This window comes from Flavobacterium sp. U410 (genome assembly GCF_053570605.1).
Genome location: NZ_JBSEFI010000019.1, coordinates 1 through 24,803 on the forward strand (window position 1 = coordinate 1; position 24,803 = coordinate 24,803).

General features: G+C 33.0%; 25 protein-coding genes. 12 read left to right on the top strand and 13 right to left on the bottom strand.

The genetic code is table 11. The features are described 5' to 3' along the window. Window positions 1–7: 7 nt before the first annotated feature. The gene (locus ACUSJC_RS12555) at window positions 8–700 is read right to left on the bottom strand and encodes a DUF4294 domain-containing protein (protein ID WP_449269915.1); all 693 of its coding nucleotides are present in this window, start codon (window positions 698–700) and stop codon (window positions 8–10) included. An 83-nt stretch (window positions 701–783) separates the two neighbouring features. On the opposite strand from ACUSJC_RS12555, the gene ACUSJC_RS12560 reads away from it, so the two are divergent. Continuing rightward, the gene (locus ACUSJC_RS12560) at window positions 784–1,872 is read left to right on the top strand and encodes a M42 family metallopeptidase (protein ID WP_449269916.1); all 1,089 of its coding nucleotides are present in this window, start codon (window positions 784–786) and stop codon (window positions 1,870–1,872) included. Between the two features lie 53 nt (window positions 1,873–1,925). Here ACUSJC_RS12560 and ACUSJC_RS12565 read toward each other — a convergent pair whose 3' ends face one another. The 5 genes from ACUSJC_RS12565 to rocD all read right to left on the bottom strand — a co-directional run bounded on the left by ACUSJC_RS12565 (window position 1,926) and on the right by rocD (window position 6,136). Next, on the bottom strand, window positions 1,926–2,315 hold the full coding sequence (locus tag ACUSJC_RS12565; protein ID WP_449269917.1) for an ankyrin repeat domain-containing protein: 390 nt from the start codon (window positions 2,313–2,315) through the stop codon (window positions 1,926–1,928). A gap of 408 nt (window positions 2,316–2,723) precedes the next feature. After that, entirely contained in the window at window positions 2,724–3,272 is a 549-nt protein-coding gene (locus ACUSJC_RS12570) for a hypothetical protein (RefSeq protein WP_449269918.1), read from the bottom strand. Beyond that, window positions 3,269–3,754 (bottom strand): hypothetical protein, encoded by a 486-nt coding sequence (locus ACUSJC_RS12575; RefSeq protein WP_449269919.1) that lies wholly within the window; start codon window positions 3,752–3,754, stop codon window positions 3,269–3,271. Before ACUSJC_RS12575 ends, ACUSJC_RS12570 begins: the two co-directional genes overlap by 4 nt. A gap of 200 nt (window positions 3,755–3,954) precedes the next feature. Further along, a complete protein-coding gene (locus ACUSJC_RS12580; protein ID WP_449269920.1) occupies window positions 3,955–4,482 on the bottom strand; it encodes a hypothetical protein in 528 nt (175 codons plus the stop codon). A gap of 409 nt (window positions 4,483–4,891) precedes the next feature. Next, complete coding sequence (gene rocD / locus ACUSJC_RS12585; RefSeq protein ID WP_449269921.1) at window positions 4,892–6,136, bottom strand: ornithine--oxo-acid transaminase; 1,245 nt, start codon at window positions 6,134–6,136, stop codon at window positions 4,892–4,894. A gap of 174 nt (window positions 6,137–6,310) precedes the next feature. Here rocD and rlmD point away from each other — a divergent pair, with 174 nt between their 5' ends. From rlmD to ACUSJC_RS12605, 4 genes are all read left to right on the top strand, one after another. After that, a complete protein-coding gene (gene rlmD, locus ACUSJC_RS12590) occupies window positions 6,311–7,726 on the top strand; it encodes a 23S rRNA (uracil(1939)-C(5))-methyltransferase RlmD (protein WP_449269922.1) in 1,416 nt (471 codons plus the stop codon). Window positions 7,727–7,736: 10 nt separating this feature from the next. Beyond that, window positions 7,737–8,255 carry a DUF6452 family protein gene (locus ACUSJC_RS12595; RefSeq protein ID WP_449269923.1) on the top strand — a complete coding sequence of 173 codons (519 nt, stop codon included), beginning with the start codon at window positions 7,737–7,739 and terminating at the stop codon, window positions 8,253–8,255. Next, window positions 8,227–8,922 (top strand): DUF6048 family protein, encoded by a 696-nt coding sequence (locus ACUSJC_RS12600; protein WP_449269924.1) that lies wholly within the window; start codon window positions 8,227–8,229, stop codon window positions 8,920–8,922. Before ACUSJC_RS12595 ends, ACUSJC_RS12600 begins: the two co-directional genes overlap by 29 nt. A gap of 109 nt (window positions 8,923–9,031) precedes the next feature. Continuing rightward, the gene (locus tag ACUSJC_RS12605; RefSeq protein ID WP_449269925.1) at window positions 9,032–10,063 is read left to right on the top strand and encodes a glycosyltransferase family 9 protein; all 1,032 of its coding nucleotides are present in this window, start codon (window positions 9,032–9,034) and stop codon (window positions 10,061–10,063) included. Between the two features lies 1 nt (window position 10,064). Here the strand turns inward: ACUSJC_RS12605 and ACUSJC_RS12610 are convergent, their stop codons facing one another. Both ACUSJC_RS12610 and ACUSJC_RS12615 read right to left on the bottom strand, forming a co-directional pair. Further along, window positions 10,065–10,301, bottom strand: coding sequence for a hypothetical protein (locus ACUSJC_RS12610; RefSeq protein WP_449269926.1), 237 nt, complete (start codon window positions 10,299–10,301; stop codon window positions 10,065–10,067). A 26-nt stretch (window positions 10,302–10,327) separates the two neighbouring features. Then, window positions 10,328–11,491 carry a THUMP domain-containing class I SAM-dependent RNA methyltransferase gene (locus tag ACUSJC_RS12615; protein WP_449269927.1) on the bottom strand — a complete coding sequence of 388 codons (1,164 nt, stop codon included), beginning with the start codon at window positions 11,489–11,491 and terminating at the stop codon, window positions 10,328–10,330. 74 nt (window positions 11,492–11,565) lie between these two features. Here ACUSJC_RS12615 and ACUSJC_RS12620 point away from each other — a divergent pair, with 74 nt between their 5' ends. Genes ACUSJC_RS12620 through ACUSJC_RS12650 form a run of 7 tightly spaced genes read left to right on the top strand, consistent with a single transcriptional unit; the run spans window position 11,566 to window position 15,574 of the window. Then, complete coding sequence (locus ACUSJC_RS12620) at window positions 11,566–12,327, top strand: SAM-dependent methyltransferase (RefSeq protein ID WP_449270001.1); 762 nt, start codon at window positions 11,566–11,568, stop codon at window positions 12,325–12,327. Between the two features lie 6 nt (window positions 12,328–12,333). Beyond that, entirely contained in the window at window positions 12,334–13,044 is a 711-nt protein-coding gene (locus ACUSJC_RS12625; protein ID WP_449269928.1) for a ZIP family metal transporter, read from the top strand. 42 nt (window positions 13,045–13,086) lie between these two features. Next, window positions 13,087–13,899, top strand: coding sequence for an N-acetylmuramic acid 6-phosphate etherase (gene murQ / locus ACUSJC_RS12630; RefSeq protein ID WP_449269929.1), 813 nt, complete (start codon window positions 13,087–13,089; stop codon window positions 13,897–13,899). A gap of 23 nt (window positions 13,900–13,922) precedes the next feature. Next, a complete protein-coding gene (locus tag ACUSJC_RS12635) occupies window positions 13,923–14,390 on the top strand; it encodes a hypothetical protein (RefSeq protein WP_449269930.1) in 468 nt (155 codons plus the stop codon). Next, window positions 14,390–14,626 (top strand): DUF6095 family protein, encoded by a 237-nt coding sequence (locus ACUSJC_RS12640; protein WP_449269931.1) that lies wholly within the window; start codon window positions 14,390–14,392, stop codon window positions 14,624–14,626. Before ACUSJC_RS12635 ends, ACUSJC_RS12640 begins: the two co-directional genes overlap by 1 nt. Next, window positions 14,610–15,185 carry a DUF1572 family protein gene (locus ACUSJC_RS12645; RefSeq protein ID WP_449269932.1) on the top strand — a complete coding sequence of 192 codons (576 nt, stop codon included), beginning with the start codon at window positions 14,610–14,612 and terminating at the stop codon, window positions 15,183–15,185. The genes ACUSJC_RS12640 and ACUSJC_RS12645 overlap by 17 nt, the downstream gene beginning before the upstream one ends. A 20-nt stretch (window positions 15,186–15,205) precedes the next feature. Continuing rightward, the gene (locus ACUSJC_RS12650; RefSeq protein WP_449269933.1) at window positions 15,206–15,574 is read left to right on the top strand and encodes a DNA topoisomerase IV; all 369 of its coding nucleotides are present in this window, start codon (window positions 15,206–15,208) and stop codon (window positions 15,572–15,574) included. Between the two features lie 384 nt (window positions 15,575–15,958). Here the strand turns inward: ACUSJC_RS12650 and ACUSJC_RS12655 are convergent, their stop codons facing one another. The 5 genes from ACUSJC_RS12655 to ACUSJC_RS12675 form a co-directional block, all read right to left on the bottom strand. Beyond that, window positions 15,959–17,755 carry a cytochrome-c peroxidase gene (locus ACUSJC_RS12655; RefSeq protein ID WP_449269934.1) on the bottom strand — a complete coding sequence of 599 codons (1,797 nt, stop codon included), beginning with the start codon at window positions 17,753–17,755 and terminating at the stop codon, window positions 15,959–15,961. Window position 17,756: 1 nt separating this feature from the next. Then, complete coding sequence (locus tag ACUSJC_RS12660) at window positions 17,757–19,208, bottom strand: alkaline phosphatase PhoX (protein ID WP_449269935.1); 1,452 nt, start codon at window positions 19,206–19,208, stop codon at window positions 17,757–17,759. Between the two features lie 176 nt (window positions 19,209–19,384). Next, a complete protein-coding gene (locus tag ACUSJC_RS12665) occupies window positions 19,385–22,033 on the bottom strand; it encodes a DNA gyrase/topoisomerase IV subunit A (RefSeq protein WP_449269936.1) in 2,649 nt (882 codons plus the stop codon). 36 nt (window positions 22,034–22,069) lie between these two features. Next, a complete protein-coding gene (locus ACUSJC_RS12670; RefSeq protein ID WP_449269937.1) occupies window positions 22,070–23,938 on the bottom strand; it encodes a DNA topoisomerase IV subunit B in 1,869 nt (622 codons plus the stop codon). Window positions 23,939–24,073: 135 nt separating this feature from the next. Then, complete coding sequence (locus ACUSJC_RS12675) at window positions 24,074–24,754, bottom strand: TIGR02117 family protein (RefSeq protein ID WP_449269938.1); 681 nt, start codon at window positions 24,752–24,754, stop codon at window positions 24,074–24,076. Window positions 24,755–24,803 lie beyond the last annotated feature (49 nt).

The following is a 24,803-nucleotide window of genomic DNA, read 5'->3' on the forward strand; positions in this document are numbered from 1 at the left end:
AAAGAAATTAATCTTGAATTTTAGTCTCTAACGCTTGTTTTTGTGCTCTAGCCTTCTCAATTTTAGCTCGCCAAGAAGCTGCTAATTCTTTTAAATCAATAGGGATGGCCGGATCTTGCTTTACCAATTGTCCTTGACGGAACGCAGTTACTAAAATACTTTCAATATGAAAATCCTCTACTTCATCAAAAGGTTGGTAATCTTCTTTTAAATTAATGTCAAAAAGTTTAGCTGTACTACTTGACCAAAAGGCTTTCCAACCACTTTTGTAATTTTTAATTAAGTCGAAAGTAGTTTCGCCAGTTTGACGATAGATTAATTTTACCAGAATTTGACCGTCCTTGCGAGATAATTTTTTTAAACGTGGTTCAAATTCTTGTTGAAGATATTTCTCTACTATTTTAAAATACTTCTTTTTCTCTTTATTAGTTTTTAGCTTTGCCATAGTAGCATTGAGTTGAACCAACTTTTCAGAAGTCATTTTTGCATAAGGATAGGTTTTAAAAACTCTTCTCTTTAATATTAGTAGTTTTTTACGTTCGGCCTCAAGAGCAGTTTCTTCTTTGGACACTATCACTTCATCTAATTCTATAGCGTAAACAATAGCCGAATCTTGACGCGTTATTTTTAGTGTATCAATTTCTTGCGCTTGAGTAACACTGCAGAAACATAATAAAGAAAATAATAAAACCGCTTTCATACCTTAATAATATCAAATCAAAAATAAACAAATAATTATTAGTCTACGAAATCTATTTCATAATTTAGCAAAAATTTAAAATTATGAGTACAGGTTCCATATTGAATGAAAAATCACTAGAATTTTTAGCTAAATATTTAAACAATGCTTCGCCAACGGGTTATGAAGCCAACGGACAAAAAATATGGATGGATTATTTAAAACCTTATGTTGATACTTTCATTACCGATACCTATGGATCGGCAGTAGGGGTTATTAATCCAGACGCCCCTTATAAAGTAGTTATTGAAGGGCATGCTGACGAAATTTCGTGGTATGTCAATTATATTACAGAAGACGGTTTGATTTATGTTATACGAAATGGAGGTAGCGATCATATGATTGCTCCATCTAAACGTGTAAACATCCATACTAAAAAGGGAATTGTTAGAGGTGTATTTGGTTGGCCCGCTATACACACTCGTAATAGAGATAAAGAAGAAAGTGCCAAAATAAGTAACATTTTTATTGATTGTGGTTGTGAAACTAAAAAAGAAGTTGAAGAACTTGGTATTCACGTAGGATGTGTTATTACTTATCCTGACGAATTTGAAGTTTTAAACGGTAACAAATTTGTTTGTCGCGCTATTGATAATCGTATGGGAGGTTTTATGATTGCTGAAGTAGCTCGATTGTTACACGAAAACAAAAAGCAACTTCCTTTTGGTTTATATGTAGTGAATTCAGTACAGGAGGAAATTGGATTACGCGGAGCCGAAATGATTACGCAAACTATTAAACCTAATGTTGCTATTGTTACTGATGTTTGTCACGATACCACTACTCCAATGATTGATAAAAAAATTGAAGGCGACTTAAAAATGGGACGTGGACCGGTTATTGCTTACGCACCGGCAACTCAAAATATTTTACGAGAAATGATTGTTGATACAGCAGTTGAAAATGAAATTCCGTTTCAGCGTCATGCGTCTTCAAGAGTAACCGGAACAGATACGGATGCTTTTGCGTATAGTAATGGTGGAGTCGCTTCTGCTTTGATTTCGCTTCCTTTGCGTTATATGCATACAACAGTGGAAATGGTTCACCGTGAAGATGTAGAACATGTGATTCAATTGATTTACAAAAGTTTACTAAAAATAGAGAACAACGAAAGTTTTTCTTATTTCAAATAACATAAAAAAGGCAACTCTTGAGAGTTGCCTTTTTACCTTAACAAAATTAATATTTATTTCTTAGCCATAGCATTTGATAACAATTCTATTGCCTCCATTGACTCGCTTGCCTTTGCGTGATCTAGAGCTGTAAAACCTCTATTGTCTTTTATTCCTAGTCTTGCCCCTTTTTCAACTAACAATTTAATAATCTCTGTATTGTTGTAAATGGCTGCATACATTAAAGGTGTCATTCCTCTGGACGATGTCTCATTAATATCTGCACCATAATCAATCATTATACTAACTGCTTTTAAATCTCCTTTACTTATTGCTGCACATAACGGATTTGCATCATAATACATTTCATAAGTTTTAGAATGTAAAAGATTAACATTAGAAGCCTCAACTGCTGTTGTACATAATACAAAAGCTAAACCTAGATAACTGATCGTTTTTTTCATGATATAAAATTTAAATGATTAAAGATTGATGATACAGAATAGACGTACTTTTATCATATTTGTTACATCTTTCTGTGTTAAAAACATCTTATTAACTTTTATTTAATATATCATTTATGAAAAACGTATTTTATATACAGTAAAGCTAGATAAAAACTATATTATTATAGTATGAATATGTTTTTAAATATATCCTAGACTTGAAAAAAATATATGCTGGCAAGAAAATACAGTCCAATGCTTGTTTTAACAAAAAACGCAACGGTGATAATAAAAGAGAGGAATATTTTGATAAAGGACTATATAGCTAAGAGACAATATACGTTGAAGTAAAAAATTTCAAAAAACAGTTAGGATCAAAAATGGTTGCTTGTATTATTTGATTAACAATGTACTATCATTTAATATTTATTCTATTCCAATGATTTTTTTAATCTGTTCTAACTTCTCTTCCATAGTAAAATTAAAATCTGTTTGAATTATTAACTCATTAAACTCATTCAAAGCAAAAAAATTTCCATATCCCATAAATTTTTGTTGACAGCTTGAACATAATTCTTTCAAAACTTCTTTTGAATTACTTTTTGAAATAAGAAAAACAGGGAAATAATAACCATTGTAGAAGAGATAATTATAAAGTTTATCAAAATGATTTTTTCCTTTCGTTGATATCACAAATAATTCAAAATCTTTAGTCTTCTGATTGTTATATATTTCATATAAAAGAGGAGTAAATTCTACTGATGAAGAACAGTTATTACTTATAAAGTATATTATTTTATTTTTTTTATCAGATTTATTGACCAACTGTTTAAACGTTTCTATTGTAACGTTTGAAATCTGTATTTTTTTCTGCGAATTAAAATTTGTGTCGTTTTCAATTTGATTTTCACTTTTCTGTGCAAATACAGAAGTACTTAATAAGTATAAAGCTATTATAATAAAATAATTTTTCATCTATTCACTTGACTAAGTATACTGGATTTCTTCTCCGGAGATAGATTCCACGAGTCTTGTAAGTCCATATTTAAAAGAATAATTTGTATATTTTGCCCTTGCTCTTTTTGTCTTCTTAGGACATCATACCATTTAAAAAGTTCATTTATACTATCGGGCTTATTGAAAAAAATAGCCCAATTTAAAACAAAGTAATAATCAAAATCACTACTTCTTTCAGTAATTTGATGATCTTTAAAATTCTCTATTTTAGAGAACCATTCTTCTATAGTAACTGCTCCTTTTTTTGCTCTTTTTTCAATTCTTTTAAAATTAGACAATTTTTCTTCAACCTCTAAAGGAGTTATATCTTCGAGAAAAAATCCTTCCGAATTAAATACATAAATAATAGGACCTTTCAGATAACCATTTTTGTTATATTCAAAAAAACCATCAAAACTTCTAAAAATATATACATCTTCATAGTTTACTTTGTACTTCATTTTCTTTAAAAAATTATCTACACTTTCAGTATTCTGAAATTCAAATAGTGCTTTATTCTTTTGAGCAATCGTTAGCTGAAAGATAAATAGAATGCAAAAAATAAAAAATTTGTTTTTATGTATAACCATAATACTATTTTTTAAACAAAATTAAGAAAAGATTATCCTAAATCTTTTCTTAATTTATAGTAAAACACTAATTAACGAGAATTAGTAAGAAGGATTTTATAGATATCATTTTCTTCATCAAAAGCAATTGGATAACTACCAGCAGCTACATTGAACCCCCTCGTAACTTCTATTGTACTAGTAGTTACATCATCAAAAGTAAAACTCTCTTCAAATATGAAATTATCACCTCTTTCGATTTCTCTTAACTCATCTACGATTGATCTATCAATTAATAAGTAAAAATTATTATCGTCAATCTTTTGATAATTACAATTAACAGTTCTATTTTGATTTGTCCATGTTATTGTATAATCTTCAATTATTACGCTAACTTTATTTATTCTACAAATTCCTAATCCACCACAATTTCTAGATGTCCTTCCTATTCCGAAACTAATGGATCCACCTCCAAATAATCTAGCGGTCTCATTTGTAGTGTTAGAAATTTCACTCGTTTTGTTTAATAATTTATTCTCTGGTGTAGCTAAACCCGAATCTTCATTAGAACATGAAATTAAAAAAACAGTTAAGGCTAATGAAACAAAAAAAATTTTCATAAAATATAAGATTTATTAATTAGTCAACCAAATTAACCTCTTTTTCTTTCAAAACATAAAATTGTAACTATTTTAACATAAATATTTTTTAAAATCATAAAATATTACTTTGAAAAAAAATTGTGAAATTTAATAATTAAACTAACTAAACATTTTTTGTTCCTATACTTCTCCTTATTTTCTAAGGAAAATAATAATCTCACATATAATAATTATGATATTCTATTAATTTTAAAAATACTTATTGTGTATTTCAATTTGGAAAATAAAAGTGATGAATGTTCTAAAATACATACCGTTAAAATTACTATCTCAACAATTCAATATTCAATTTTTAAAAAAATAAAACCCTTACTTTTTGAAAGCAAGGGTTTTAATGATAAATATCTATAAAAACGTTATTGTTTTTTTATTTTTCAAATTCTTGAAGAGTCTTTGTAATTATAGAAACACAATCTAATAATTGTTCTTCGGTCATGACCAAAGGCGGCGCAAAACGAATAATATTACCATGAGTTGGTTTAGCTAACAATCCATTTTCAGCCAATTTCATGCAAATATTCCAAGCGGTATCGCTTTCTTCCGTGTCGTTAATCACAACGGCGTTTAACAATCCTTTTCCACGAACTAAAGTTGCAATAGAACTATTTTGAATATAAACGTCTAATTGCTCTCTGAAAATTTTACCCAGACTTTCTGCATTTTCGGCTAATTTCTCATTCTCCACCACTTCTAAAGCCGCAATTGCTACAGCCGCAGCCAACGGATTTCCTCCAAAAGTTGAACCGTGTTGTCCCGGATGAATCACATTCATAATTTCATCATTTGCCAACACTGCTGAAACTGGATAAACACCACCGGAAATAGCTTTTCCCAGGATTAAAACATCGGGTTGTACATTTTCATGTTGTACTGCTAATAATTTTCCGGTACGAGCAATTCCTGTTTGTACTTCGTCTGCGATAAATAAAATATTGTGCTTTTCACACAACTCTTTTGCTCTTGCCAAATAGCCTTCAGTAGGAACGTAAACTCCGGCTTCACCTTGAATAGGTTCTACCAAGAAACCGGCAATATTTGACGATGAAGCAATTGCTTGTTCCAAAGCTTCAATATTATCATAAGGTATTTTGACAAACCCTGCAGTATACGGACCGAAATTCTTTCTCGCATTTTCATCATTTGAAAAAGAAATAATAGTGGTTGTTCTACCGTGAAAGTTATTTTCACAAACAATGATTTGAGCTTCATTTTCGGCAATTCCTTTTTTCTCGTAAGCCCATTTTCTACAAATTTTGATGGCTGTTTCAACGGCTTCAGCACCTGTATTCATTGGTAAAACCTTATCAAAACCAAAATATTCGCTCACAAATTTTTCGTAAACCCCTAACTTATCGTTATAAAATGCTCTGGAAGTTAAGGTTAATGTTTGTGCTTGCGTGGTTAAAGCCTCAATAATATCAGGATGACAATGCCCTTGGTTAACCGCAGAATATGCTGATAGAAAATCATAATACTTTTTTCCTTCTACATCCCATACAAAAACACCTTTTCCTTTGCTCAACACAACGGGTAACGGATGGTAGTTATGAGCTCCATACTGATTTTCTAAAGCAATAGCTTCTGTTGAACTGATTTTTTCTAAAACTGACATTTTTTTAATTTTGAATTAAATAAATCGCAATTCCTTCTTAATTCGGAGAGAAATCATCCTTGTTGTTAGCAAAAATACAAAAAAACCAATTGAGTTGAGAGCAATCTTATAGTTACAATTACTTTTTTTAAGCTAAAAAACAAAATATCAAAAGCAATACTTTATTTTTGCGCTATGGGAAAAAGACGCACTGAACGAATTGTTTTTGAAAACATAGAAATTTTAGACGCTGGCGCAAAAGGAGTTTGCGTAGCTAAAGCACCTGATGGTAAAGTTATTTTTGTTCCAAATGTTGTACCGGGTGATGTAGTAGATATTCAAACGACTAAAAAACGGAAAGCATATTACGAAGGTAAAGCTACCAATCAGCATCAACTATCTTCTTATCGAGTGGAACCCGTTTGTAAACACTTTGGTGCTTGTGGTGGGTGTAAATGGCAAAATATGTCGTATGACCGTCAATTATTCTATAAAAATCAAGAAGTTGCTAATAATCTAAAACGCATCGGGAAAATTGAATTGCCTGAATTTGAAGCAATTTTAGGTTCTGAAAAACAGTTCTTTTACCGTAATAAAATGGAGTTTGGCTTTTCTAATGCTCGTTGGATGACCGATGAAGAAATTAGAAGTGGTGTCGAATTTGAATCTAAAAATGCTCTTGGTTTTCATATTCCCAGAATGTGGGATAAAATTTTAGACATTGAAAAATGTCATTTACAACAAGATCCTTCTAATGCTATCCGAAATGAAATTAAAAAATTTGCAACCGAAAAAGGATTGACTTTCTTTGATGCTCGTCATCAGGAAGGTTTCTTGCGTACTTTGATGATCAGAACGGCTTCTACCGGAGAAATCATGGTATTGGTACAGTTTTATCATGAAGACAAAGAAAATCGCGAATTGTTGTTAAATTTCGTTGCCGAACGTTTTCCGGAAATCACTTCGTTGCTTTATGTGATTAACAGCAAAGCGAATGATACATTGTATGACCAAGACATTAAATTATACAAAGGTCGCGACTACATTTTAGAAGAAATGGAAGGTTTACATTTTAGTATTAATGCTAAATCTTTCTACCAAACCAATTCAGATCAAGCGTATGAATTGTATAAAGTTACTCGCGAATTTGCCGGATTAACCGGAGAAGAATTGGTTTACGATTTATATACTGGAACCGGAACTATTGCGCAATTTGTTTCCAAAAAAGCCAAAAAAGTAATTGGTGTTGAAGCAGTTCCTGAAGCTATCGAAGATGCAAAAGCCAATGCTACTCGTAATGCTATTACAAATTGTGAGTTCTTTGTGGGCGACATGAAAAATGTATTTAATGACGAATTCATTGCTACACACGGACAACCTGATGTAATTATCACTGATCCACCGCGTGATGGAATGCATAAAGATGTGGTAGAACAAATTTTGAAAATTGCTCCAAAACGCGTAGTTTACGTAAGTTGTAACAGCGCTACTCAGGCTAGAGATTTAGCTTTGATGGATGAAAAATATAAAGTTATCCGTGTGAGACCTGTAGATATGTTTCCGCAAACGCACCATGTAGAAAATGTTGTACTTTTGGAAAAAAGAGATTAAAAAAAATTTTATGAAAAAATATATTGTCACTTGCTTACTACTCGTTTTTGCTATTTCCTTTTGGAATTGTGAAAAAGATGACCTTTGTGCCGATGGAACTGTAACTACACCTCAATTAGTTATTGAATTTTATGACGCTACCGATAATACGGTATTAAAAAATGTAACTAATTTAAGAGTTGAAGAATTAGGAACTGGAAAAGGTGTTGTTTTCAATAGTAATCTAAGTAGTGATAATGAAGCACGTTATTTAACGAATGACAATACAATTAAGATTCCATTAAAAACTTTTGAGGATATTTCTCAATTTGAATTTAAGTTTAACTATGGAGACACAAGTCAAATTGTTGACGAAATCACTTTTGAATACTCTCGTGAAGATATTTATATTTCAAGAGCTTGTGGCTACAAAACTAATTTTACGTTAAATACGGTTACCTTAAATTCCAACAATTGGATTAATAATTACTCTATTGAACAACCTAGCATAACCAATGAAGATGAAGTACACGTTAAAATATATTTTTAGTTTTATTGCATTGCTATTGGTAACCCAATTCTATGCGCAAGAACAAGATTCTATCAAAACTTATCCGCAGCGTTATGGTTTGCGCTTAGGTATTGATTTACATCGTTTATCAAAATCGTTCTACGATAGTAATTATAAAGGTTTAGAACTCGTTGGTGACTATCGTTTAACCCAAAAATTCTATGCTGCAGCTGAAATTGGTAACGAAGAAAAAATCACTGATGACGATCGTTTCAATTTTACAACTAACGGATCCTATTTAAAGATTGGTTTCGACTACAATGCTTATGAGAACTGGTTAGATATGGAAAATATGATCTACACCGGAATGCGTGTTGGAATCAGTTCTTTTTCTCAAAATTTAAATACCTATACTATTTACGATCCAACTAATTATTATGGAGAAAACACTCTATCTCCTAACCGAAAATTTGATGGATTAAGTGCCAGTTGGATTGAAATTATAGGCGGTGTTAAAGCAAAATTATTCAACAATATTTTTCTTGGTTTCTCTGTTCGTTTGAATTATTTAATCTCTAATAAAAAACCGGATAACTTTGACAACCTTTTTATTCCGGGATATAACAGAACCTATGAAGGTAAATTTGGTGCCGGATTCAACTATACTCTAAGCTATTTTATACCGGTCTACAAAAAGAAACAATGATTAAAAGAGGAATTATAAAGCCTCTATTGTTTCCTTAAAGTTAAGAATTTGCTTTTTCATTTTTCTATTTTAAAAAAATTGTAAATTTGGCAGCACCAACCCCTTTTTTATGAGTGTTTTAGCCAGAATTAATGTTTACAGAAGAAAATTAACCAAAGGTTTAACGCAAGATTTAGGCGAAAATATCTTTTTAAAAGAAGGATTTACTCCTAAAAGAGTTTTGGTTGTACGCCCAAACCATAGATTAGGAAACACTTTATTGATTACACCCTTAATTCAAGAAATTTCCAATCAGTTCCCGGATGTAAAAATCGATTTATTTGTAAAAGGAACAGTTGCAAATGTTGTTTTTGAAACCTATCCGCAAGTAGACGAAATTTTATGTTTACCCAAAAAACACTTCAAACAGTTATTTCAATATTTCAGAACGTGGTTTAAAATCCGTTTCAAGAAATATGACTTAGTTATCAACACCAATAAAGGTTCTTCTTCCGGGCGTTTAGCTACTAAAGCAGCAAGAGCAACCTATAAATTTTACGGGCAAATTGAAAACAATTCATATCAAAACCTTTCAGATTACGAACATTTTTCAAAATTTCCGGTTTACAACTTTTGGGCTTATTTAGAAAAATCAGGAAGAACAATAGCTCACGAAAGTATTCCTGTTTTGTCTTTACAACTTTCACCGGAAGAATTACAAAAAGGAAGAAATAAACTTAACGGAATTATTCCTAATCAAAGCAAACCTACAATTGCAATTTTTACTTTTGCAACGGGCGATAAATGCTATTCTGAAGAATGGTGGAATACTTTATATTCAGCTATGATAGCCAAATTTACAGACTACAATATTGTTGAAATTCTTCCGGTTGAAGATGTTTCTCAAATTCAACGCAAAGCGCCGACTTATTACAGCAAAGATATTAGAGAAATTACAGCTTTTATGGCAAATACAGCTATTTTTATCGGTGCTGACAGTGGAATGATGCACTTATCCACAGCAAGCGGAACTACAACTATTGGCTTATTTCACGTTACTGATCCTAGTAGATATGAACCTTATGGCAATAAAAACTGTAGTTTAATTACCACTCAGTTCACAACCGAAGAACTTATTCAGGAAATTAAAAATAGATTATAATTTACTCTATTTCTTTTACTCCTTTAATGAATAACCATTTCATAAAAATTTTATCTCCTTCCGCTGTTTTCATATATTGAAACTTAGGTGCTAAAACTATAGAAACTACAAAAGCTATAATTTTTGGAGCAAAACCTTCTAGTTTAAAAACTTTTGTACCAATTAGTAATGTTGGTAAATAAAAGGCAATAAATCCGGCTAAATTGTATAAAAAGGCTTTCGTTTTTTTACTCATCATTTTTTGATTTAAAAATTAATCGTTGGTTAATTTGAAAAGTCGTTGAATTTTGCTCTCTTGCTTCCTTCGTACATTTCGTATTTTACCAATCTCGCTTCAAGTTTTCCATTGAAAAGTTTTATTTTTCTTGAAGGTTTTAAACCCACAAATTTCAAGGCTTCTAAATTAGCGGTAATAAACCAAGCATTAGTGTTAGGATAACCATGTTTTAATGTATCACCAATTTCTCTGTAAAAACGCTCCATTTCAATATCTAAACGCTCTCCATACGGCGGATTGAATACCATGTGTAACGGTCCTTCAGTCATTTTTTTGGTTTCAAAGAAATTATCATGACGAATGCTTATGTATTCTTCTAAATTTGCATTTCTAATGTTATCTTTCGCTTTATTTACAGCACTTGGTGCTTTATCATAACCGGTTATGGTGTAATGAAACTCTTTGGTTTTTTTCAACAACGATTCTAAGATTTTATCAAACAATTCGCTGTCCCAATCTTTCCAACGTTCAAAGGCAAATTCTTTTCTGTTGATATTCGCCGGAATATTACACGCAATCATAGCGGCTTCGGCCAAAATAGTTCCACTTCCACACATAGGGTCTAAAAAATGAGAATTTCCTTCCCAACCCGAAAGCAACAACATTCCCGCAGCTAAAACTTCGTTGATAGGTGCAATATTAGTTGCTGTTCTATACCCTCTGTGGTGCAATGATGCTCCTGAAGTATCAATAGAAACCGTACACAAATCGCGATCAATATGAACATGAATGCGTAAATCCGGAAATTCTTTATCTATACTAGGACGTTTGCCGTTCAGTTCTCTAAATTGGTCTACAATAGCATCTTTCGTTTTTAACGCCACAAACTGACTGTGAGTGAATAGCTCCGAATGCAACGTAGTTTCCACTACAAAAGTTTGATTTTCGTTCAAATAATTGGACCAATCCATACTTTTTATGCCTTCGTACAAACTTTTTTCATTGAATGCTTTGAACTTTTTTATCGGCTTTAGAATTTTTAAAGCAGTTCGCAAAGCTAAATTTGCTTTGTACATAAACCCTTTATCACCCACAAAACTCACCATTCGGGTTCCTTGTTCCACTTTTTGGGCTCCTAATTGTTGTAATTCCTTTGCTAAAATTTCTTCAAAGCCAAAAAAAGTTTTGGCAATCATACTAAAGTTTTCCATTCGATTCTTTCAATGCTTATAGATTTGCAAAAATACATTAAATTTGCATGTTTAACCCTTTTGATAACGAATTAATGTCTAAAATATCACCTGAGCAGTCTACTCCAAACAATCCACAATCAAAATGGTATGCTTCATGGTTTGACACGCCTTATTACCATATTTTATATAAAGACCGTGACGATACTGATGCACAGCACTTCATGGATAATTTGACGCAATATTTAAATTTACCTGAAGAAGCTAGAATATTAGATCTGGCTTGCGGTAAAGGTCGTCATTCCATTTATTTGAATTCTTTAGGTTATGATGTCACCGGAATTGACTTGTCAGAAAACAGTATTGCAGCGGCATCAGAATTTGCGAATAGCAAACTTCATTTCAAAGTACACGATATGCGTGTGCAGTGTGAAGAAAAATATGATGCTATTTTCAATTTATTTACCAGTTTTGGTTATTTTGAAGATGATGCAGACAATTTAAAAACATTGAAAGCCATTCATTCCAGTTTGAACGAAACCGGATTTGCCTGTATTGATTTTATGAATGCTGATTATGTGATTGAAAATTTAGTTCCGCAAGAAACAAAAACGGTTGATGGTATTGAATTTCACATCAAACGCTATGTTGAAAACAACCACATTATTAAAGAAATTGATTTTTTTGCCGATGGCGAACAGCATCGCTACTTTGAAAAAGTACAAGCTTTGCGTTTAGAAGATTTTGAAAAAATGATGGAAGAAGCCGGAATTTATCTACTGGATATTTTTGGCAACTACAAATTGCAAAAATTCTACAAAACTCAATCAGAACGTTTAATTATGATTTTCCAATAAAACTATATGCCTTACTCTATATATATATTTCCACTTTTCTCGGTTCTTTTAGGTTATGCGGTTGCCTTATTCTTAAAACCTAAAGACAAAAGAAATTTAAAGCTGTTATTAGCCTTTAGCGGATCGTTTTTACTTTCATTAACGGTAATGCATTTACTTCCTGAAGTATATGAAGCCGATTTACATCATAGTGAAGGACACCATCACCACCATCACAGTGCTGTAGGGATTTACATTATGATTGGTATTGTGTTCCAAATCATTTTAGAATACTTTTCAAAAGGCGCCGAACACGGACACGTTCACACGCACGATAACTTACACAAAATGCCTTGGCTGCTTTTTTTTAGTTTATGTATTCATGCATTACTAGAAGGAATGCCTATTAGTTCAGATAATCATTTAGCTTATGGAATTGCAATACACCACTTCCCTATTGCTATTATCTTAACCTCTTTTTTTGTGAATGCTCATTTACAACCCAAAACAGTATTTTTCTTTATGCTTGTTTTTGCATTTATGACGCCTACAGGAACCTTTTTAGCCGAAAACTTAGACTTTTTAACCCATTACTACACTGAAATTTCAGGAATTGTAATTGGGATTCTATTTCATATCTCTTCTACTATTATTTTTGAAAGTAGTGAAGGACACAAGTTTAATTTGGCAAAATTGAGTGTAATTATCTTAGGGATCATTTTGGCGTATTTTATGTAAAAATTCTTTGTAACTTTGGAACAATACAACTTTGTATAACCTATGAATTTTACCAAAACTACAGAGCAAGCCTCAAAATACAATCATTTAGAACAAATGTCGGTTTCTGATTTGTTGCATAATATTAACAATGAAGACAAAACCGTTCCGTTAGCTGTTGAAAAAGCCATTCCGCAAATTGAGAGATTAGTGGCAGTTGTGGTAGAAAAAATGAAAAAAGGAGGTCGTTTGTTTTATATCGGTGCGGGAACTTCTGGTCGGTTAGGGATTGTTGATGCTTCAGAATGTCCACCTACATTTGGTGTACCATTTGACTGGGTTATCGGTTTAATTGCCGGTGGTGATACTGCCATAAGACGTGCAGTTGAGTTTGCCGAAGATGATGCCGAACAAGCTTGGGAAGATTTACAAGCCTGCAAAATCACTGAAAATGATGTGGTTATTGGAATTGCAGCTTCAGGAACAACACCTTATGTTATAGGCGGTTTAGAAAAATGTAATGCGAACAATATTACCACAGGATGTATTACTTGTAATGCCGGAAGTTCATTGGCGCAAGTTGCTCAATATCCTATTGAAGTAGTTGTCGGACCGGAATTTGTAACCGGAAGCAGCCGAATGAAAGCAGGAACTGCTCAAAAATTGGTCTTAAACATGATTTCCACCACAACCATGATACAATTGGGAAGAGTGAAAGGAAACAAAATGGTTGATATGCAACTGAGTAACAATAAATTAGTTGACCGAGGGGCTAAAATGTTAGTTGAAGAACTTGGAGTTCCTTATGAAAAAGCTCAGGAATTATTAGAAAAATACGGAAACGTTCGCAATGCCATTCAAAATTTTAATCTATAAATAACTTAAAAATCCACAACAATATGAAAACTGTCTTATTTGCTCTTTGCTTTTTATTTACAGGATTAGCTTTCGCTCAGGAAATTAAATATGAAGATAACAAATTTTTTGTAAATGATACTTTGGTTTACAAACATCAAATTAAAAATGTTTTGTCTGCAAATTCAGAAGCCTTATCATTATATAACAAAGCTAAAACACGTCAATCTATTGGTGGTATTTTATTAGCTTCAGGTATCGGATTATGTGTTGCCGATGCAGTGATGGGGCTTACTACAGACAACAGAAGTTATCCAAAAGTTTTAACAGTTGCAGGTGTGGTAGTTGCCGGGATTTCTATTCCTATTTTATCAGGCAACAAAAAACGAGTACAAGAAAGTGTTGATTTATACAATGCTTCATTACCTAAAAAGGAAAAAACATTGGGGTATAACTTTGATGTTAAATTGATTACCAATCAAAATGGTGTTGGTTTTAATTTAACATTTTAATGGCAACAAGAACCAACCGAAAATTACTTTACAAAGGTATTAAAATATTAGCCTTTACCCTGCCTTTGCTTTTCATAGGACCAGTGGTGATCAATAGTGCTTTTAAAAATCAAAAACATCCGCTATATCCTTATGTTTTAGGTTTAGGTATTGTGATTTGTGGTTTTGCCATGTATTTAATTTTCAAAGGAATTAATACTCTTGTTAAAAGCTTATTCGATGGAGATCAATCATAACTATTTGGAAAGCGCTTACAAGCAAATGCTTTATTACAAAACATTAGCTGAAAAAGCTATGGATCAAATTCATGAAGATCAGTTGTTTGTAGCTTATAATGAGAATACAAACTCCATTGCTGTCATTGTAAAACATTTGACAGGAAATATGCTTTCCCGATGGACTGATTTCTTAGTTACAGACGGCGAAAAAGAATGGCGAGATCGCGATGCTGAATTTGAAAATGATTTCAATTCAAAAGAAGAATTAATATCCTTTTGGAATAAAGGCTGGGATGTTTTTTTAAATACACTTCAAAGTCTACAACCTGAAGATTTAACCCAAATTGTATACATCCGCAATCAAGGTCATACCGTTGTAGATGCTATTAATAGGCAATTAGCCCATTATCCTTATCACGTGGGACAAATTGTCTTCTATGCTAAATTACTGAAAGAAACAGAATGGAATAGTTTATCCATTCCTAAAAACCAATCAAAAGATTACAATTCCAACAAGTTTTCTCAGGAAAAAAGTATAAAGCATTTTACTGATGATGAACTAAAAAAGCTACAATAAAGATTACATGTTTTCTTAAAATGAAAAAACTAATTCTATTTATTCCTTTACTTCTAGCCTCTTGTTATAATCAAGAACGCAATTGCACGGATTTTAAAACCGGTACTTTCGAATTTTCTGAAGAAATTGACGGAAAGACAGAACGTTCTGTTTTTGAACGCAACGATTCGCTACAGATTGAAACCTTTCGTGGAAAAACCGATACTTCTTCTGTTCGCTGGATTAACGATTGTGAATTTGTTCTCCAAAAACTTCACCCCAAAAACAGAGCTGAAACCAAAGCTATTCACATGAAAATTTTAAGTACTCATTCCGATGGTTACACTTTTGAATATGCTTTTGTGGGCGATTCCAAAAAACAACGCGGAAAAGCAGTAAAAATAAAATAGTCACTTTTCACAATATATTGTAAAGTCGGTTTTTTTTTAGGAGCCGACTTTTTTATTTTCTATTCACTAGTCATCGCGTTTTTCGCAGTACGCGGTACTTTGCTACAACCACGGCTAAATATAACTTTTTGCATCAAAAAATAAACCCACAAGTTTTTACACTCATGGGTTTCGAAAAATAACAACAACAATTTTCGGTTCAATACCTCTTATTTGTTTCCTATAATAAGTGGAACATTCCTTAGGGCAAGGTAGTATAGATTTTCAAGTATTAGCTTTAATTATCCTTACAATATCAATAAGAAAATGTTAAGATTATTCATTATTGTAAATTTATCTTTAATCTTTTTAGTATTGTAAAAAGTTATATAACTGAATACCAAATCAATTCAAATTATCAGTCAAAGTTTGCAAAAATAACACCAAATTCTTTTGCTCTTCATTTGTTAACTCCAACTGGTCAAAAGGCAGCGTTTGAAATTCCAGATCAAACCCTAAACCTTGTCCGCCTCCCTTATTATAAAAATCAACCACCTCTTCTAAAGTTGTATACACACCATTGTGCATATACGGAGCTGTTCCGGCACTATTCCGTACCGTTGGTGTTTTAAAAAAGTACTTGCGTTGTTCTGTTTTAAACAAATTATATCGTCCTAAATCATCATCTAAAACCGGATTTAAGGTATCTTTTGTCATAGGAACACCTAATAATTCCAATTCCGATTCTTTATAAGCCACAGGAACAGTACCATTAAAAAGTGGAGCAAAATGACAGGTTGCACATTTTGCTTTTCCCATAAAAACATTAAATCCGTTAATCTCCTGTTCAGTCAACACCACTGCATCACTTTGCATACTTTGATCAAACTTAGAATTAAACGGACTCAAAGAGGCAATATAAGAAGCAATAGCCTCACGAATTAATACATTCGTAACTTCTTTCCCAAATATTTTCCGGAATACCTGTTGATATTCCTTTTGCTCTTTAACTTTTAATTCTATAGTGTTTAAGCTCGTATGAAACTCATTAGGATTTTCCACAACATCAATAATTTGTCCTTCTAAACTCCCCGTACGTTTATCATGGAAAAAACCTTTTTGTAAAGCTGCATAAAATAATGTTGGTGAGTTTCTAGTGGTTCCTTTAGATTGAGCTAAACCATCTGTAAAATGCAATTCTTTGTGGTGACACGTTGCGCAACTCAACTTTCCACTTTCTGACAAACTAGTGTCTTCAAATAATTTTTTCCCCAGTTCAACCTCATTATTCTCCAACTGAAAATTAGGCTTATCCATAAAATAGCCAACATTAAAAGTTTCATTAGTAAATAAATTATCAGCATTATAAGCTATTGCTTGCTTAAAAGGAAATTGTACTTGCCAATCCTTAACGGTTTCTTGCCACAAACTAAGTTTAGGGTGAACTTCTTGCTTGTAATATTGATAATAATTAAACGTTTCAAAAGTAGAATTAGCCAACTGTTTTTGCGTTTTTTTAATCTCTTTTTGCCATTTATCAAACAGTTCCTCATGTTGAAACTGGTTTTTATAAATTGTAATGATCTCTGAAATTCCATCGTAAACCCAACTTACTTCCTCTAATGTCTTAGAGGTTTCCGGCACATCAAATCCGGTAATTCCTAATAGTGAAGTTCTTAAAAATCCATCTCGTATTATCCATAGCACCTGATGGTTTTTCAAAAATCGAAACGAATGATTCTTATGAATGAATTTCAATCTTTGACTTGTTTTATGAACTTGTTCTTTTAAATCTTTTGCTTCTGATGCATCATCATACAATAGTTCTTCTATAACCTGAAAGCCTACAGGATTTTTAATTTTTATAGATGTAGCATCTTCTTCATCTATTTTCGTCAAATTAGCTTGATTCAAATAATTATAGTTCTCATAATCTATAAAAGCTAAAAGCGGTTCTATTGTTTTAAATGCCTTTCGTGCTTTCCAAAAGTGTTGCTTTTTTGCTGTAGATCCGGAGACTAATGCAATAGAATCTAACTGTGAAAATGAGTTTTGTAACTGTTGTTTATAAAATTGTTCTAAAACTACTTTTTCTTCTTTTTGATCAAATTCTTTCTTTTCAGAACAACTAATCAAACATGCAAAAAGGCTATATAAACATATAGCCTTTTTGCAAAAGGAGATAACTAAATTTTTCTTCATTTTATCTTTCTAACCCTTTGATTATATGTAAAACACTTCCTTCGTTTGATGTAGAGTTAGGATTAGCGTTAACATCTGTAAATCCAGCATCTGTCCAACCGTGATTTTGTGTCATAATTAAGAATGTCCCTTCAATCCCTACTTGCTCAGAAATATCAATCATTCCTGTCAATTCCCAAAAACTAGAAGCCAAACCATAACCTGCCGTTTCAGCAGCATTTTGATTACATTCTAAAACTACTTTTAAAGCTCCGGTTTGAATATTGTATTGGTATAAACGAGCAAAGTGTGTTTTATCTGCATTATCAAAATAACCATTTGGATCTTCTTGTATGTACACATAATTTTTAGTTACACATACGTTATCCGGACTGTGAAATTCTTTTGCTACACCTGCAGCATTGTCTCCATCTAGCACACAAGTAATTGTTCCTGATAATGGATTATTTGCATCTAAAACCACTTTGTACACACGCCCATAAGCCGTTCCTTTACCTACTAAACCACTGCTTTTACGCCCCGTAACTGCAAAATAAAATTCTCTGTTATTAGCTGCAGAACCTTTTCTATAATCAATATCTTCAACTCTTGAGAACCCCATAATTCCTAATGCAGCTGACTCATCTTCTAATTCATTATAGGTTCTTTCTGTATACTCTACAAACTCAACATTGTATGATTGACCTTCTTGCATATCCATTTCGTAAGTTACCCCTGCAGTAGTTACTTTTAGTCCATATAATTTTCCTCCCGCTAAGTCTCCTCTATTACCAACATACATTGCTAATTGTCCTTTTGGTGTTGTATTATCCGATTTATCATCACCAATTAAAATCACAGTTTTATCTGAGTAAGCATCTTTACCAAGAGGCACTGCATTTTCTGTATCCCACTGTCCTAAAGCCGGTAAAACAGTTCCTAATTCTGCATCTTCTGCATTTCTGAATGGATCTGTTGCGAAAACATTTTTAGACGATCCGCCCCATTCTCCACCAGATAAATATAACGGACCAAAACCATGTTCCTGAGGTGTAATTAAAGTTCCTGAACACATTGCTGTACTAGCCGTAGCTGCAGCATTCAAAATATATTCTCCTTTTACAGGTTTAAAAGTTTGATCTAACGAAATTCTAGCAATTGAGTAATCGGCTTCTATATTGTTAATCAAAGTAAAAGTCCCATCATCATTTCTTAACAATCCGGCACCATCAGCCATTGAACCGTAAACAAATTCAGGAGAATCTGTTAGTTGATCTTCTGAGCTTAATAAAGAATAAATTTCAAGATTTTCAAAACCCGTTCCTTTTGATAAAAAAACCGGAGTTTGTGAATGACTAGCCAAAACGGGCTGTAAAACAGGTTCTGTAACTGTAGATGAGTTATCATCCTGATTACAAGCTACAATTACACTTGCAAATGCAAGAATTGAAGTTAATTTAGTGTTTGTTTTCATAAGGTTTTGTAGTTAATTAATTAGTCGCAAAGCTATGCCCAGCAGATTAAAATAACATTTCCTTATTCTTACAAAATAGTCACTAAAACATTATGAAAAAATTATTAAAAACAGACTGTGTAAATTTATCTTTAATAAAATGAAAAGCCCAAACTAGTTTGGGCTTTTCATTTTATTTAATCTAAACTCAATGTTATTTGACCGTCGTCTTCTAAATCGGTTTTGATATCTTCCGAAACGTTTTCTTCATTGGTAACTTCCATTTTTTCAGGTTCCGGTTCAACTGGTTCTTCAAAAGGCAAAGATTCCAGTAAGTTAATCTGTTTGATTTTATCGGTTGTCAACTGATTTCCTAAAGCTTTTATTCCTTTAACTGATATAAATTGCTCTAAATCTACCGTAATGGTTTCTTTTTGAACGCCTTTTACTTTGGCAAAAATCACTTCGGCTACCGGACGCCAATCAGTGGAAACAATTTCTAATTGCGACTTCTCGTGTTCTGAAATAAAGAGCTCTTCTTTGTTCTCATTTTCAATTAAAAATCGTTTGACATAATAACGTTCTTTTTCACCATCATAATAAATCGCAGAAATAGGTTTGTTAGGTTTCCATTTTTCCAGAACAATCATATCTTCATCAAAATGCGTTGTTAACTCTGGAATAATCGTTTTCAATTTCCCTGTTTGTGAAATGACTAACAAACGATCGTTAGGTTTAAATTCGCCTAACAACTCACCTCTACCATCTACATTCAAACGCTGCACGGTATCGTCGAACCAAATTTTTCGTGGACGAAGTGTTGAAATTCCTTTTTCTTTCAGTTCAATACGCTTAATCGGGTATTTAGCAACGGTATTTCCTTTGGAACTTCTTCCTTTAATCATAATATCGGCAAAGTCAATATCCCATTTCAACTTTTTAACACTTCCTACCTGACGCAACAAAATAGTCACTACTTCGGCTTCTCCATTCGGATTCGCAGAAAAATACAAAACTTGACTACCCGGTTTGCCTTGCGTTAAATCATAATCTTTATCACGAGTTACTCCCGAAACATTGAATCGTTTGATAAACGAAGCTCCGTTTTTACCATCGCGATAAATCATATTATAAATTGTACGCTTGTCGTTTTTGTCAAAAACCGCAATATGAATAATATCTTTTCCCACGAATTTTTTGTCATCCACTTTAGTAATCATCATTTTACCATCGCGCAAAAAGACAATCACATCGTCAATATCAGAACAGTCACAAACGTATTCATCTTTTTTCAATCCGGTTCCTATAAAACCTTCTTCTCTATTGACATATAATTTGGTGTTACGCAAAACCACTTTGGTCGCTTCAATAGTATCAAAACTTCTTAGTTCAGTTTGGCGCTCACGACCTTTTCCGTATTTTTCTTTTAGCTTCGTAAAATAAGCAATCGCAAAATCAATCAAATGATCTAAATCATGTTTTACTTGTTCAATCTCTGCTTCTAATTTAGCAATTGCATCATCTGCCTTATCCGAATCGAATCGCGTGATACGAATCATCGGAATTTGGGTTAGCTTCTGTAGATCTTCATCAATAATTTCACGAATTAAGATTTCTTTGAAAGGTTCAAATCTTTCGTATAAATAGCGATACAAAGACTCTCTGTCGCTATACAATTTGAAATCGATATACATTTCTTCGCGAATGAATATTTTTTCCAAATTTGAAAAATGCCATTTGGTTTCCAACTCATCCAATTGGATTTCCAACTCCCTTTTTAAGATGTTTAGTGTACGATTTGTCGAAATCTTCAACATATCGGAAACACCTATAAACAAGGGTTTGTTACAATTTTCGATAACACAACCTAATGGCGCAATTGACGATTCGCAATCGGTAAAAGCATACAAAGCGTCAATCATTTTATCGGGCGAAACACCAGCCGGAAGGTGTACTAAAATTTCAACCTCAGCAGCAGTATTATCTTCGATTTTCTTGATTTTGATTTTCCCTTTTTCATTCGCTTTCAAAATACTATCAATTAATTTGGTCGTATCTGTCGCAAACGGAATTTGGGTTATCACTAAAGTCGATTTATCTAACTGCGAAATTTTGGCACGCACACGCACACGTCCGCCGCGCATTCCTTCGTTATAATTGGAAACATCAGCGATTCCCGCTGTTGGAAAATCGGGATATAAGGTAAAAGGCTTTCCTTTTAATATTTTGATAGAAGCATCAATTAACTCATTGAAATTGTGTGGCAATACTTTGGTTGACAAACCTACCGCAATACCTTCTCCTCCTTGTGCCAACAGCAACGGAAACTTAACCGGAAGATGAATGGGTTCGTTCTTACGTCCGTCATAACTCAACTGCCATTCGGTTACTTTAGGCGAAAACAACACATCTAAAGCAAATTTACTCAAACGTGCTTCAATATAACGCGGAGCAGCCGCACCATCACCTGTTAAGATATTTCCCCAGTTTCCTTGGCAATCAATCAATAATTCTTTTTGACCAATATTTACCATAGCATCACCAATACTCGCATCTCCGTGAGGGTGATACTGCATAGTGTGACCAATGATATTTGCCACTTTGTTATAACGTCCGTCATCCAATTCTTTCATGGAATGCATAATACGACGTTGCACAGGCTTGAATCCGTCTTCAATTGCCGGAACGGCACGTTCTAAAATAACATAAGAGGCATAATCCAAAAACCAGTCTTTATACATTCCGGTTACCTTGGTAATTGAATCGGAATTTTCGACTTGCTCCTGATTTTCAGGTTCAAAATTTGGATTATCGTCCGGGTTTATATTTTGATTTTCTTCACTCATATTTCAGTTGTCAGTTATCGGGTTGACAGTTGACAGTTAATTGCTTTTTAGTAACTCTTCTTCGGTATCTAATTCCACTTTCAAATTGTGAATGATAAACTCTTGTCGGTCTGGTGTGTTTTTCCCCATGTAAAACTCTAGTAATTTTTCAATTGACATGGCTTTATCGAGCATCACCGGATCCAATCGAATATCTTGACCAATGAAATGTTTGAATTCATCGGGCGAAATTTCCCCTAATCCTTTGAATCGTGTGATTTCGGGTTTTGGTTTCAATTTCTCGATAGCCGCTATTCGCTCCTCATCACTATAACAATAAATGGTTTCTTTTTTGTTTCGCACACGGAACAGAGGCGTTTGCAAAATATACAAATGGCCTTCTTTGATTAATTCGGGAAAAAATTGCAAGAAAAACGTTATCAACAACAAACGAATGTGCATTCCATCGACATCGGCGTCAGTTGCAATTACAATGTTGTTGTAACGCAAATTATCGTAATCTTCTTCAATGTCTAAAGCCGCTTGCAACAAATTGAATTCTTCGTTTTCGTACACAATTTTTTTACTCATTCCGTACGAATTCAAAGGCTTACCACGAAGTGAGAAAACCGCTTGCGTGTTCACATCGCGACTTTTAGTAATGGAACCCGAAGCCGAGTCACCCTCAGTAATAAAAAGTGTACTTTCTAAGTAACGAGGATTTTTAGTATCGGGCAAATGCACACGACAATCGCGTAATTTTTTATTGTGTAAACTTGCTTTTTTAGCACGTTCTTTCGCTAATTTACGAATACCGGAAAGTTCTTTACGTTCCCGCTCTGCTTGTAATATTTTACGAAGTAAAGCATCGGCAACTTCCGGATTTTTATGTAAAAAGTTATCTAATTTCGTTTTGATAAAATCATTAACAAACGTACGAACCGTAGGTCCTTTTGGACCAATATCAGTAGAACCTAATTTGGTTTTCGTTTGCGATTCAAAAACAGGTTCTTCAACTTTAATAGCAATTGCTGCCACAATCGATTTACGAATATCAGACGCCTCAAAGTTTTTATTGTAAAACTCTTTTAACGTTCGAACTACTGCTTCACGAAAAGCTCCTAGATGTGTTCCTCCCTGTGTCGTATTTTGTCCGTTTACGAAAGAATAATATTCTTCTGAATATTGCGTTTTACTATGCGTAATGGCTATTTCAATATCGTCTCCTTCTAAATGTATGATTGGATACACTCTTTCTTCTTCAAGAATATTTTCGTCTAATAAATCTTTTAATCCGTATTCTGAATAAAACTTTTCACCGTTGTAGTATAAGGTCAACCCACGATTTAAATACGTGTAGTTTTTCAACATTTTTTCTACATACTCGTTACGGTATTTGTAGTTTTTGAAGATGGTATCATCGGCAATGAAGGAAACTTTCGTTCCACGACGTTTTGTCGATTCGGCTACATCTTCTTCTTGCGTTAAAATACCAGCTGAGAATTCCGCAGCTTTTTGTTGGTTATCACGTACCGATTCTACACGGAAAAAAGTAGAAAGTGCATTTACTGCTTTGGTACCTACACCATTTAAACCAATTGATTTTTTGAAGGCTTTAGAATCGTATTTACCTCCGGTATTCATTTTAGACACCACGTCGACCACTTTTCCAAGAGGAATTCCACGACCATAATCACGAACGGTAACCAAACGATCTTTAATGGTTACTTCAATAGTTTTACCAGCACCCATAGCAAATTCGTCGATACAGTTATCTAAAACCTCTTTTAGAAGAATATAGATACCATCATCGGGAGTAGAACCATCGCCTAGTTTACCAATATACATACCCGGACGAATACGGATATGCTCTTGCCACTCGAGTGAACGTATATTGTCTTCGGTGTATTGATTTTGCTCTTGCATAGATAAACTTTGGATTTTGTGCAATATAGCATTTCTGCCTAAAAAATAAAAGCTACATCAATAGAAGTTATTGACAATTTGAAGTTTAGACTTCGTTTATTTTAAAAGAAAAAAACGGATCTATTGGGTACGATTTCACTTATAATGCTGAAAAATCCCAAAGTCAAAAATAGTCCATAACGCAGCCTTCTTGTTTGCCGCTTTTAAAGCTTGATTAGCCCATGTATTGCAAGTGTAAAACAGACTATATCTTCCTTTTGCCTCATAAAAAGCATCATGAAGACCATAAACGGCATTGGTTTCTATTTTAGAAAAATTATCATTTTCTAATTGGAAGGAATCTTGAATAAAACGGATTAATTTTTTATAGCTCGATTGAGAAACAAACAACTTAATACAATTTTCATTCTCCTGCAGTTTGGTATAAAAAGTAACATGCATAGCTGTAGAATTAAATCCGGAAACTGCTTTAAGTGCAGTACTGGTTTTCAAATCAGACCAAGTAGGTGTGTCTAAATAAAAACCTTTATCGCCCCAACCGAATGCGATGTATTCATAATCTTGATTTTGAGCTTTTACATCCGTAAATTTTATCTTTTGTGACCAGTCATGAATTTCGTTTTTAACAGGAACGACTATATCCGTATGGACACCATTTGATAAAATATAAATCGGAACCGGACGAGCAAGACTTTTAAGCGGAATATCAGAATTTACAGGAATATATGAAATTAAAACAACAAATATTATATAGAATATAATAGCCAGTGAAAACAAAGTTAAAAATCGAAATATCTTTTTGCCTGACTTTTTCATTTGCTGTGCTTTCTAATTAAAGAATTCTTAAATATCGTTTTGTTTTTGT